At 33.5% G+C, this 12,892-nt stretch carries 13 protein-coding genes and 1 pseudogene; 13 read left to right on the plus strand and 1 reads right to left on the minus strand.

The annotated features are described in order from the left end of the window. The 3 genes from ED556_RS08715 to thrC are packed head-to-tail and all read left to right on the plus strand — an operon-like array spanning nt 1 to nt 2,937. Entirely contained in the window at nt 1–708 is a 708-nt protein-coding gene (locus tag ED556_RS08715; protein WP_296322281.1) for a hypothetical protein, read from the plus strand. A gap of 9 nt (nt 709–717) precedes the next feature. Then, nucleotides 718–1,641 (plus strand): homoserine kinase, encoded by a 924-nt coding sequence (locus ED556_RS08720; RefSeq protein ID WP_296322283.1) that lies wholly within the window; start codon nt 718–720, stop codon nt 1,639–1,641. Then, entirely contained in the window at nt 1,642–2,937 is a 1,296-nt protein-coding gene (thrC, locus tag ED556_RS08725) for a threonine synthase (protein WP_296322285.1), read from the plus strand. Between the two features lie 208 nt (nt 2,938–3,145). Here the strand turns inward: thrC and ED556_RS08730 are convergent, their stop codons facing one another. Next, complete coding sequence (locus tag ED556_RS08730) at nt 3,146–4,303, minus strand: THUMP domain-containing protein (RefSeq protein ID WP_296322287.1); 1,158 nt, start codon at nt 4,301–4,303, stop codon at nt 3,146–3,148. Nucleotides 4,304–4,389: 86 nt separating this feature from the next. Here ED556_RS08730 and ED556_RS08735 point away from each other — a divergent pair, with 86 nt between their 5' ends. The 10 genes and pseudogenes from ED556_RS08735 (at nt 4,390) to ED556_RS08780 (ending at nt 12,766) form a co-directional block, all read left to right on the plus strand. Beyond that, complete coding sequence (locus ED556_RS08735) at nt 4,390–5,121, plus strand: class I SAM-dependent methyltransferase (RefSeq protein ID WP_296322289.1); 732 nt, start codon at nt 4,390–4,392, stop codon at nt 5,119–5,121. An 89-nt stretch (nt 5,122–5,210) separates the two neighbouring features. Then, the gene (locus ED556_RS08740; protein ID WP_296322291.1) at nt 5,211–5,885 is read left to right on the plus strand and encodes a ZIP family metal transporter; all 675 of its coding nucleotides are present in this window, start codon (nt 5,211–5,213) and stop codon (nt 5,883–5,885) included. Next, nucleotides 5,886–6,314, plus strand: a complete 429-nt coding sequence (locus tag ED556_RS08745; protein WP_296322293.1) for a DUF4268 domain-containing protein — start codon at nt 5,886–5,888, stop codon at nt 6,312–6,314. Beyond that, nucleotides 6,307–6,525 (plus strand): annotated as a pseudogene (locus tag ED556_RS08750) (tyrosine-type recombinase/integrase); the annotation flags it as partial. The gene ED556_RS08745 and the pseudogene ED556_RS08750, both read left to right, overlap by 8 nt. A gap of 48 nt (nt 6,526–6,573) precedes the next feature. Then, nucleotides 6,574–7,101, plus strand: coding sequence for a hypothetical protein (locus ED556_RS08755; RefSeq protein WP_296322296.1), 528 nt, complete (start codon nt 6,574–6,576; stop codon nt 7,099–7,101). 274 nt (nt 7,102–7,375) lie between these two features. After that, the gene (locus ED556_RS08760; protein ID WP_296322299.1) at nt 7,376–7,795 is read left to right on the plus strand and encodes a hypothetical protein; all 420 of its coding nucleotides are present in this window, start codon (nt 7,376–7,378) and stop codon (nt 7,793–7,795) included. A 219-nt stretch (nt 7,796–8,014) separates the two neighbouring features. Beyond that, on the plus strand, nt 8,015–9,688 hold the full coding sequence (locus ED556_RS08765) for an RNA-binding domain-containing protein (RefSeq protein ID WP_296322302.1): 1,674 nt from the start codon (nt 8,015–8,017) through the stop codon (nt 9,686–9,688). A gap of 155 nt (nt 9,689–9,843) precedes the next feature. Beyond that, nucleotides 9,844–10,446, plus strand: a complete 603-nt coding sequence (locus ED556_RS08770; protein WP_296322304.1) for a hypothetical protein — start codon at nt 9,844–9,846, stop codon at nt 10,444–10,446. 40 nt (nt 10,447–10,486) lie between these two features. After that, nucleotides 10,487–11,179, plus strand: coding sequence for a DUF6624 domain-containing protein (locus ED556_RS08775; protein ID WP_296322307.1), 693 nt, complete (start codon nt 10,487–10,489; stop codon nt 11,177–11,179). 120 nt (nt 11,180–11,299) lie between these two features. Then, nucleotides 11,300–12,766 carry a serine hydrolase domain-containing protein gene (locus ED556_RS08780; protein WP_296322310.1) on the plus strand — a complete coding sequence of 489 codons (1,467 nt, stop codon included), beginning with the start codon at nt 11,300–11,302 and terminating at the stop codon, nt 12,764–12,766. Nucleotides 12,767–12,892: the final 126 nt, after the last annotated feature.

A 12,892-nucleotide genomic window follows, 5' to 3' on the forward strand; every position in this document is an offset into this window, starting at 1 on the left:
ATGAAAAAGTTAATTGTTTTATTACTACTCTCAAGTATTAGTCTTAATGCCCAAAAGCCAGACTATAGTCAACTTACTAAAAAGGAAAAGCTATATTTTTTAAATGGGTATGGATACATTAAATTAAAAGATGGAGATACCATTTTTGGTGTTGCAAAAAGAGTAAAAGGCAAAAGAAAACTCAATAATTTAAATTTCAAAAAAGTAGAATTTTTTCCAAGGAGCCTTAAAGTTGTTTACCCAAGAAAACTAGAAAAATATAGTTATTTGGATGAAATTCCAATTTCTGAAATAGAGATGTTTTACAAAGTTGCTGTTCCTGGAGAATATTACTACGTTAGAGAGCTTAAAAAAAACACCTTAATTCTTAATAAGGTTACAGATGGTGATGTAGTAACATACAGCAGAGATATTTATAAAAGTTCTCAGTTATTTGATGCTATTGCTGGAGGAAACCCTATTAATACACCATTTAATGGTTTTAGTAAATCCACATCAGAAATTTATTTTGAAGGCGAAAACGGTAAACTAATTGAAATTATAGGGACAGATGAATACGGGTTCACGGACAAGAAAGATATCAGAAAACATTTTATCGATTTCTTTAAGGATGAATATGAGTTAGAGGTATTAGAAAAAGTAAAACCTAGGTATAAAAAGATAATAGAATTTGTTGAAAAACATAACAAACTAAAGTCTAAAAAATAAGTAGCAGTTATGCTCGATAAAATAAAACTATTTGCGCCTGCAACAGTGGCTAATGTTTCCTGCGGTTTTGATGTGTTGGGCTTTTGCTTAGATACGGTTGGTGACGAAATGGTAGTGCATAAAACTCAAGAAAAAGGGATTCGTATTACCAAAATTGAAGGCAGTGAATTACCACTAGAAGTCGAGAAAAACGTAGCCGGTGTATCGGCATTGGCTATGTACAATGCTTTGCAACCAGATTGCGGTTTTGAGATTGAAATCTATAAAAAAATAAAACCTGGTAGTGGTATTGGCAGTAGTTCAGCAAGTGCCGCAGGTAGTGTTTTTGGCATCAATGCACTACTAGGATATCCCTTAAATAAGTCGGAGCTAACGAAATATGCCATTAAAGGAGAAGCATTGGCGAGCCAATGTGAACACGCAGATAATATAGCACCAACAATTTTTGGTGGTTTTACATTAGTGAGAAGTGTTGCACCAGTAGATATATTGCAATTGCCAACTCCTGAAGAATTATACGCTACAATTATACATCCACAAATTGAAATTAAAACGTCCGAAGCACGTGCAATTTTACCAAAAACTGTTGCTCTAGATGGTGCAATTACGCAATGGTCTAATGTAGGAAGTTTAGTGCATGCTTTGCATACTAGCGATTACGACTTACTAAATAAAGCACTTAAGGACGTTATTGTTGAGCCACATAGAAAACAATTAATCCCGCATTTTGATGCGGTTAGAACAGCTGCTTTAAGCGCTGGTGCGTTGGGTTGTGGTATATCGGGTTCAGGACCTTCTATTTTTATGTTGAGTAAAGGAAAATCAACTGCAGAAAATGTAGAAAAAGCCATCGCAGATTGCTATCAAGATACTAGCATACCCTTCAATACATTTGTTTCAAAAATTAATACTCAAGGCATTAAAGTTATCTAAATGAACTACTATTCATTACATAAAAAAGCACCGCACACAACTTTCGAAGATGCCGTTGTTAGAGGCTTGGCTCCGGATAAAGGTTTATATTTTCCGGAAGAGATTACAGCTTTACCCAAATCATTTTTTGATACAATTGAAAATAAATCTAATACTGAAATTGCTTTTGAAGCCATCAAACAATTCGTTGGTGATGACATACCAGAACATGATTTAAAGCAAATTGTTGAAGACACTTTGTGCTTTGACTTTCCTGTGGTAACGTTAAACGATTCCATATCAACATTAGAGCTTTTTCATGGACCAACCATGGCATTCAAAGATGTTGGCGCACGTTTTATGGCACGATGCCTAGGGTATTTCAATAAAAATAATTCACGAAAAGTCACAGTTTTAGTTGCTACATCTGGAGACACTGGTGGCGCTGTAGCCAATGGATTTTTGGGCGTTAAGGGTGTGGACGTTGTTATCCTCTATCCTAGCGGAAAAGTAAGTGATATACAGGAAAAGCAATTAACAACACTGGGGCAAAACATTACTGCTCTTGAAGTTGATGGTGTTTTTGATGATTGCCAAGATATGGTAAAACGTGCCTTTGTCGATGAAGAACTTACATCGCATATGCAATTGACGTCTGCAAACTCTATAAACATTGCAAGATGGTTACCACAACTCTTCTATTTTATGTTTACATACAAACAGTTGAAGAGCACATACAATGACATTACATTCTCAGTACCTAGTGGTAATTTTGGGAATATTTGCGCAGGTATGGTTGCACAGAAATTAGGCTTGCCAATTAGTCATTTTATTGCATCTAACAATGCGAATAACGTGGTTACAAATTACCTTAATACCGAAGAGTATTCGCCAAAAACTTCTGTTCAGACTATAAGTAATGCCATGGATGTTGGTAATCCAAGTAATTTTATAAGAATCCAAGAGCTTTACAATTCGGACTTTGAGACTTTAAAATCTAATTTGTCATCTTACAGTTTTAGTGATGCTGAAACCCGTGAAGCACTTTTAGAAATTTATAGCACCTATAATTACATTGCTGATCCACATGGCGCAGTTGGTTACTTGGGAGCCAAAGCGCATTTACAAGATCGACCTGACGAGCATGTAGTTTTCTTAGAAACCGCACACCCTACAAAATTTTTAGATGTAGTAGAAGATGTCATCGAGACTAAAGTTGCACTACCCGAGCAAATACAATCTGTAATTGATAAAGAAAAAATATCAATTAAAATATCAGATTATGAGTCATTCAAGGAGTTGCTGCTTCAGCGTTAAGCCATATAATGCTATTGATCGAATACTTGATTTTCATTTTCAATGTTCAAAATCAAATGTCATTAAAATGTCACCTTGAGCGCATTCGAAAGGGTTTCTAGATCCAACTATACTTATAGGTTTCGACTGCGCTCAACCTGACACATGACTTAGTTGTGTTATAATGAATGTTGAAAAGAATATTTATCCTAAACTAAGGTTACCTCCTTTATTGCTTTTTTGCCTTTCGGCTACCTTCGTACATCTCGTATTTTACCAAACGTGATTCTAGCTTAGCATTAAAGACTTTAATCTTTCGCGAAGGTCGTAATCCTACAAACTTTAAAGCTTCAAGATTTGAGGTTACTAACCAGGCATTTGTATTAGGATAACCATGCTTCAGCGTTGTGCCAATGTTTCCGTAGAACTCAGATACATTAAGATTTTCTAAACGCTCGCCATATGGTGGATTAAAGACCATATGCAATTTATCAGTTCCCGCTTTTTGAGTTTTAAAGAAATCTTCATGCTGAATATGGATAAACTCGTCTAAGTGCGCATTTTTAATATTTTCTTTGGCTTTTCGAACTGCAGAAGGCGATTTATCATAACCAATAATTTTATGATGGAAATCTCTAGTTTTCTTCAGCAATGATTCTTCTATTTTTTCAAATAAATCCACATCCCAATCTTCCCAACGCTCAAAGGCAAATTCCTTACGCATTAAATTAGGCGGAATATTACAGGCAATCATGGCTGCTTCGGCCAATATAGTTCCACTACCACACATGGGATCCATAAAATCTGTTTGGCCATCCCAACCGCTCATTAAAATAAGCCCTGCAGCTAACACCTCATTAATTGGAGCAATATTAGTGGCGATTTTATAACCGCGTCTATGCAGTGATTCGCCTGATGTATCCAAAGAAATTGTACAACGCTGGCGATCGATATGTACATTGATTTTTAAATCAGGAAAACGCAAATCTATGTCGGGACGTTTCCCTGATTGCTCTCGGTAACGGTCAACAATAGCGTCTTTGGTTTTAAGCGCTGTGTATTGTGAGTGTGTAAAAATACTATGATGCACCGTAGCATCAACAGCTAAAGAGCCTTCAGGTTTTAAATAATTTTCCCATTTAATAGCTTTTACGCCATTGTATAAATCTTGTTCTTTAGTTACACGGAACGACTTAATAGGTTTCAATATTTTAATAGCTGTGCGTAATCCGAGATTAGCCTTGTACATAAAGCCTTTATCGCCAACAAAAGTGACAACGCGCACCCCTTTTTCCACGTCCATTGCACCCATTTGTTTCAGCTCATTGGCTAAAACATCTTCAAAACCAAATAAGGTTTTGGCTACCATCTTGAAATTATTGTCCATATATCCCGTCTAACAGGTGACAAAAATACAGTATTTTTGCATAGTCGAATTCTAAAAAAAGATTCTAGTTGTAGGAAGAAATGCATATGACAAAAACCGCAGAAAAATGGTACGCTTCTTGGTTTGACACACCATACTATCATATTCTTTATAAGGATAGGGATTATACTGAAGCACAGAGCTTTATGGATAATCTTACCAACTATCTTAATTTACCAGAACACGGTAAAATTTTAGACCTTGCCTGCGGCAAAGGTAGACATTCCATTTACCTAAATACATTAGGCTACGATGTAACTGGTGTAGATTTATCTGAGCAGAGTATTGCCTATGCCAAACAGTTTGAAAACGACACATTGAAGTTCGATGTCCATGATATGACCAAACCTTATGCTGATACTTTTGATGCCGTTTTTAACCTTTTTACGAGCTTTGGTTATTTTGAAGATGACGAATGTAACCTGCGCACCATAAAAGCCATTAAAGAAGAGCTTAATGAATTTGGTTTTGGTGTTATTGATTTTTTGAATTCTGAATACATCATTGATAATTTGGTGCCCGAAAACACCAAAACTGTTGAAGGCATCAGCTTTTTACAAAAACGCCATGTCGATAATGGATACATTGTAAAAGACATTTCGTTTACTCATGATGGTAGAGATTATAACTTTCAAGAACGTGTAAAAGCATTTAATTTAAGTGATTTTGAAGCGCTTTTCGCAAAAGCTGGCGTGCATCTGTTAGATGTATTTGGCGATTATAAACTTAGAAAGTACCATCCTAAAACCTCAGAGCGTTTAATACTTATTTTTAAGTAAACAACTAACAAAGCACAAAGTGCAAAAAGATTAAAATTTCTAAATACATTTGTAGCGTTTTAATTTTGCTCAACACGTAAACCAGTTGCATGAATAAATATCTGTTTCCACTTTATGCTATTATTATTGGAGTTGCCATTGCTTTTGTAACAAAAAACAAAAAGCTAAAAAGTACCAAACTCCTACTCTCTTTTAGTGGGGCATTTTTATTAGCCTTAACCCTATTTGATTTATTACCTGAAGTGTACGAGCAACTCAACGCAAAGCGCATTGGCTTGCTAATTATGTGTGGTATACTGCTGCAGATCATTTTGGAGTTTTTCTCAAAAGGTGCAGAGCATGGCCATGTGCATGTTAATGATAAGGATAAACGTTTTCCCTGGTTATTATTTATAAGTCTTTGTATTCATAGCTTTTTAGAAGGATTTCCAATCCACCAGCATAACGATATGGTGTTTGGTGTCTTTGTACACAAAATCCCAATTGCAGCACTGCTAACAGCATTTCTATTACAATCTGGTTATACAAAAACAAAGTCACTGAGTTTTTTATTTGTTTTTGCGGCCATGACACCATTAGGTACGCTAATCTCTAACACCACCAATATATCAAGTGATTATCTACTTAGTATTAATGCCATAGTGATTGGTATTTTTCTTCATATTTCTACTACGATTTTGTTTGAAAGTAGCGAAGGTCACAAGTTTAATCTCACCAAGCTTATTGCTATTTGTTTAGGGATTTTAATAGCATACATATTGTAAATGTTTAGCAAGGAAGACAGCCGAAAATTACGTGAAGAATTCTGGATAAGCTTTGGCAAATCCTTTCCCAGAAAATGGGTGTTGTACAATACCAAGATTAAAGGATTGTCTTTTAAATTTTACTTTGATACTAAAAAAGCATTTATAGCCTTAGACTTAGAAGACGATTTAGAACAGCGCATTAACTGCTGGGAAAAATTAGTGGCGTTAAAAACCATTTTACATACGGAGTACTTACCAGATGCCATTTACGAAGAAGAATACTATTTAGACAATGGCAAAGAGATCTCAAGGATTTATGTGCCTTTAGACGGTAAAGTCTCTATCCATAACAAAAACAGCTGGCAACAGGTTATGGAATTCTTTAATGTCAACATGCTACTTTTTGAAACCTTTTTTGAGGAGTATAAGGATGTGATAAAGGCATAGTTACGCTACACATTTGTTAGAAAATGGAGTTGGATTGCGACATATACAAGAATTGTTGGGTCATGCCAAGCCAGAAACTACTATGATATACACTCAGGTAGCGCGTAAGGATTTATTAGAAATTAAGAGTCCGTTGGATACAGCTATACAGCAATTAGGTGAAATTGATAAAGAGGAACAAAAATTCCTATTATCCGACAATGAACCTTAAAAAAATGTATTTTTATCCTCATATAACGAGTTACCACACATTTGAGAAATGACTAAAAATCAACGAAAAATCTTCTATCCCACAATATTCTTTCTTGGTGCGATTTTAATGATTTTTCAAGTAGAAATTTATCGGAATACAATAATTGATTTGATTATACCATTTGGGATAGTAATAATAATCGGACTTTTAGCTTTTATACTTGATTTCAAAAAATACAAGATGACTTATGAATATAGCGGAATTGGACTATACCTATATTCAACAATAAATTATTTAATCGGATTTGGATTTATTGCCTGCTCAACTTTTATGCTTTCCAACTATTATTTTGCTGATAAAAAAGTAGAAACGCAATCATATGAAATTCTTAATCGCACCTATATTCAGGGAACTAAAAAATCTGGTTTGTCTGAAAAACAACCAGTATTTAAAATTAAATATAATAGCGATTACAAAGAATTGGTGTTCGCTTCCAAGTATTATGAAACAATGGACTATTACAATATTGTCGAATTTGATATACGAAAAGGTTTTTTTGGATTTGACATTTTAGAAAATAAAAAATTGAAATAAAAAACGTGTGGTAACAATGTATAACCGCAATTACGGCGGATTCGACTATGCTTCGACTACGCTCAGCACAGGCTAAAGCGAATCCACTCGGAATTGCGAGCGTCAGTGCTTAACCGAAAAATAGTAATTTAAAACCCGTAACTGACGGTTATACGAGACCGTTGTAACACATTTAAAAAAACCAACATTGCCTAAAATAAATAGACTGAATGGATTGCCGAATACTATAACTCAACAGTTTTTTAGTACGACTTTTTATTATAGTAAAGGATATATGGCTGATTGGGTTTTCAATGCTGCATCTGAAAAAAATGTAAGTGAATTAACAATTGACTTTTGGAATAATACAATAACACCAAATGAACTCGAAATAAAACCAATCTTAAGTCAATTACCACGATTAAAACAGACTGTGCATAAAACATTAAAGAGTCAAAGTTTTGAACCTGACTTTATATCTAAAGGCTTTATGACAGTAAAAATGGGTAAGACTGGATATCGATATTTGTATTGTAAAACCATATTAATTGACAAGAATGGAACTGAACATATTGGGAAAGAATATACGGAATCTGTTTACGAAGACGACTTTAAAGTTTTTAGTACTAAAAAACAATATTCTGAGTCTATTAAAGACAATTTTAAAACATCTAATAAAAGTATACTTGAACGAATTAAAAATCTATTCAAATAAAAAACGTGTTACAACACGGTGAATAAAACATAGCTAATAAGTGCTTAACCGAAAGGTTTGTGTATATTTAGAAAGTCCGCCAAATTTTTAATTTGGCTTTTAAAAAGAGAAAATTAAAAACAAAATATAAAAATTCGGCTCTGTGTTAATCTGAAAAGCTCGTGTCTTTTTGCACGCTACGTTTCATACACAAACCGTTGGCATTAATTAGATTAAAGAATGGAAATAACACAATTACTTGATAAACTTGAATTTGAACCAAGCGAAAAATATGAGTCTGAATCAATAGAGTTTAAGAACTATTCTTCTGAACAAGCCCTTCATAATTCTAAAGACCTAGCAGAAGAAATTTCAGCTATAGCTAATAAAAAAGGAGGTAAAATAATAGTTGGTGTAATTGATAGTTCAAATGTATCAAACCAATTATGGAACACACAATTAAATGGATTTGTACCAGTTGATTTAGATACAACAAAAGAAAGATTACAAGGAAAATTAAATCCTAGAATTCCATTGAACTTAAGTGAACATAATCATCGTTCAAAGAATTATTTGGTAATTGAGGTACCCAACATAAATCATACACTTGTATCAACAAGTTCAGGAAAAGTCTGTATTAGGCATGGAAAATCTAGTTATCCTGCACCACCTGATGAAATTGCAGAACTTGTAAAGAATTTGCAATCTTATGACTGGAGCTCGCAAGAAATTCAGGGTAACCCAAGGGATTACTTGAATGAAATTGCATTGGAAGAAGCTAAAAATGATTTATGCATTAGAAGAGAGATAGACACAGATTCTTTATCTGACGAAAACTTTCTTGAATCAATCGGAGCCACAAAAAATGGAGTTTTAAACTATGGCGGGTTGCTTTTTCTGGGAAAAGAAAACTTCATAAAAGAAATATTAGGAACTTACGAAAGTAGATTTTCTTGGAAGACTAATGATGGCCAGTTAAAAATTAATGATGTTTGGAGTGATTGTATCTGGAATACAATTATTAGAGCTAAAGAGCACTTTAGACAATGTAATTCATCGATTGTAATTGATTACAAAAAAAATGATTACAAATTATGGACATTAGATGATGTAGCATTCCATGAGGCATATTTAAATTCTATTGTCCATAGAGACTATTCTATGGATGGTATGAACATCGTTAATTTTAAGGGTAATGAAATAACAATAACAAATCCAGGAACATTTTACGGAGGAGTTAATAGTGATAACATTTCATACCATGAACCTCGACACAGAAATAAAACTCTTGCAAAAATTCTAATGGATTTTCAGTTGGTCGATAGAGCTGGTATGGGAGTCTTAAGAATGGGATTAAATTCATTGAAATACGGCAGGGAGTTTCCTGTATTTAAAGAGAATTTAGGAAATATTGAAGTTACAATGGCAGCTGAATATTTTAAAAGTGGAGTTTTTATTCTAACTCAATCTCGAATTCCTAAATGTGGTTTAACAGAACTTTATATTTTGAATAACTTATATAAGACGGGAAAAGCTGATTTAAGTGAAATCGAAACAGATTTATCCAAAATTGTCCCTAACACTTGGAAATCAATTCAAACCGCATTAAATAGAGAGGAAATGAAGACTTATCTTGTATTAAAAGGAAATAACGATGGAATATTTGTTTGTCCACATGAAATGATTCAGGATTTGTTCGAAGTCGAAAAAACGCCAAGAGCTTCTACTAATAGCCAAAAACACATAAAATTATACAAGTTTCTTAAATCATATGGTGCAGCATCAAATGAAGAGATAATGAAACATTTGGGTTTTGCATCACCTGCATCCACGTATCAATTTTTAAAAAAGTTAAAGTATGTTCAAAACACTGGTAAGAGTAGAAAAAGTAGATGGAAACTAAAAAATAACTAATGCCAACATTGGCTATAAGTAATTGCTTGTTCTTGCCTACTTCTGAAAATACTCACGGGTGCTCAGTTTGGTGTGTACTTGTGAAAATTAGTGCTAACTCACACAACTACTCATAGCCCAACCGTTGCCTTAATACCGGAAAACACACTACCTAAATGATAAATAAGTTTCTAAATGCTAAACATTGGCAATTATTTACCCTAATGTTTGGAATACCGATTTTATTGCAAATAGTGATAATGATATCAGTTTTTTCAAATACTGATTTGACTGGACCTGAACCATATGGAGTTTTGAATCTTATGAAAGTATTTCCAATTATAATGATCCTTTATGTTGGACTTTTTTTTGGCTGGTTTTGGTCAATTGGAATTGGATTACAGAAATACATTCCGACTGATATTAAAATGAAAATTAAAAAGTTTAAAATATTCTTCTTTATTCCTCTAATTTATATTCTTTTCCTAATAGCTATAATCGGAACTTCATTTTACGGAGTTTCATCTGGGAATAATGCTGTGGGTGGAATTGTTGGAAAGATGTTATTTATTGTTATACCGATGCATTTATTTTCAATGTTCTGTACTTTCTATTTATTGTATTTTACTTCAAAAACAATAAAAACGACCGAATTGGAACGGAACGTTACCTTTAGCGACTTTATTGGAGAATTTTTTATGATTTGGTTCTTTCCTATTGGAATTTGGTTTATACAACCAAGAATAAATAAAATAATTAATGAAAAAACAATAACTTAAACCCATAACTGTTGGTTATACGGGACCGTTGGTAATAATTATGAAAAACCTGTTTTTCAATATTTTTTTAGCTTTGGCAATTGTCTTACTTTCCTCATGCAAAGACAATAAAAAAAGCTCAGCCGAATTAGGGGTAAATAAACTATCTGGTCAAAAATTAGACTCAATAGCAAACCTTCTCGAAATTGTATATGTCGACGACCAACATTTGAGACAAGGTTATCAGAATATTGAAAAAGAATTCGGACGAGATTCGAAACAGATAAAAGAATTTTGGGATGAGCAGAGCAAATTAGACTCGATTAATCTTGAAAAAGTTACTGCGATTATTGAGCATTTTGGGTGGCTTGGAGCAGACGAAATTGGACAAGATGCTAATTCAGCTTTATTTCTTGTAATACAGCATTCCGATTTAAATACTCAAATGAAATATTTACCTATTTTGAAAAAAGCTACAGAAAGTGGAAAGGCATCTACAATTGACTATGCTTTACTCAAAGACCGAGTACTAATAAGGCAAGGTGAAAAACAAATTTATGGAACTCAATTAAGTTGGGATTCTGAAATGAAAGAATATTATGTAGCTTCAATGATTGAGCCCGAAAAAATTAATGACAGGCGTGCATCTGTTGGACTTGGAACAATCCAGGAATATATTGAATATTGGAATTTGGAATGGGACTTGAAAAAATATAAAAAACGGATTGAACGAATTGAAAACAAGAAAAAATAACAAACGCCAACAAGCTAAAAACACTCGGAATTGCTTATCACAGTTCCAAACCGAATAACAATTACATAAAACCCGTAACTTCGGTTATACGAGACCGTTGTGTACAATGATTAAAACTCAATGAAGCAACCATTCAAAATCTTATCTCTTTTTCTAGTAGTCTTCTTATCCTGTTCCGAGGATAAAAAACTTACTAACAACCATGAAGAACAATTTACTTCAGAGCTTACAGAATTAAGAGACTATTTTAAAATCCCAGGACTTGCAGTTTCTATTGACAAGAATGGAGAAAATGTTTATCGGAACTATTTTGGAGTAGCAGATATAGAACAATCAACCGAATTAGATGCTACAACTTTATTCCCAATTGCTTCAATAACAAAGGTGTTTTCTGGAGTTCTCATCATGAAACTTGTTGATCAACATAAGCTTTCACTTGACGACCCAATCAATAAATTCTTACCAAAACCAATACTTGGTGATTCAATTTTGGTAAAACACGTTTTATCGCATACTTCACAAGGTAATGTTGGAAAGGATTTTTATTATAGCTCTAGATTTGGACTTCTAACTAACGTAATAGAAAAAGCATCAGGAACCTCATTTGCGGAATTGATGCAAAAGGAAATACTTACACCACTAAAACTTAAAAACACATTTTTACTAAGAGACTCTACCCAAATAAAAAGGATTGCAACACCCTACATTTTGGATAATGGCACAGAAACTGGTTTCATTGATTTCGGCTATTCTACTTCGGCCGGACTTGTTTCAAATCTGGAAGATTTATCAACTTTTAATGCGGCATTGGATGGTAATGCCATTATCAATAAGGCCACAAAAGATGTAATGTTTTCGTCCTTTAAAAAAGGGTTACCATATGGATACGGGATTTTCTATCAGCAATTTAATGACTTAAATATCGTTTGGGCTTATGGTCAATACGATTGCTACTCTAGCCTATTATTAAAAATTCCTTCTGAAAATATTACGCTAACCCTTCTTGCTAATAATAGCTTATTAAGTGACCCAGCTCGACTTATCAATGGAGATGTAACATCATCATTATTAGCACTTAGTTTTCTTAAAAATTATGTATTAGAATTAAATGAAATGCCTCTACTTGAACAACCTGATGCAATCTCCAAACCGCTTTCGAGTGTCGATTTTTACAGAAAAAAAATATTGGCGCAAGCACTTGCAGAATCGTATATGGCAAGGTTTGATCCTGAAAAATTAAAAACAAGTACAAAACTATTGAATCACATTTTTGCCGAATACCCAAACTACTTGGAGTATGCGGATTTAAATGTATTGCATAATCTCTCATTTTTAAAGGATGTCGCCTTCTATATGGAACTTGGTGAGTTTAATGAGTTTGATGAACATATTGAAAAAATTGGAAAAATGCTCCTAGTCAAAGCGCCGAATAATCCTTATGTAAATTCTTATTTAGGAACATTTTATGCAAGAAACGGAAATAAAGAAAAAGCCAAATACTACTTTAACACTATCGTAAACGCTAAGAATTTTTCTAAAAACTGGTATACGAATGAAGCGCAACAATGGTTAAGTGAAAATGAATAACGATCAGTAACGACAGCTCTAATTCATTGTGGTTTTTCCTTACAGCAAAACCATAGCGCATTGCCTTTGATTTTCGATTTGTAAAATCAGTGGTAATCCGTATATATTTCTCTTCTATTTGCTATC

The organism is Winogradskyella sp. (assembly GCF_003712105.1).
GTDB lineage: Bacteria > Bacteroidota > Bacteroidia > Flavobacteriales > Flavobacteriaceae > Winogradskyella.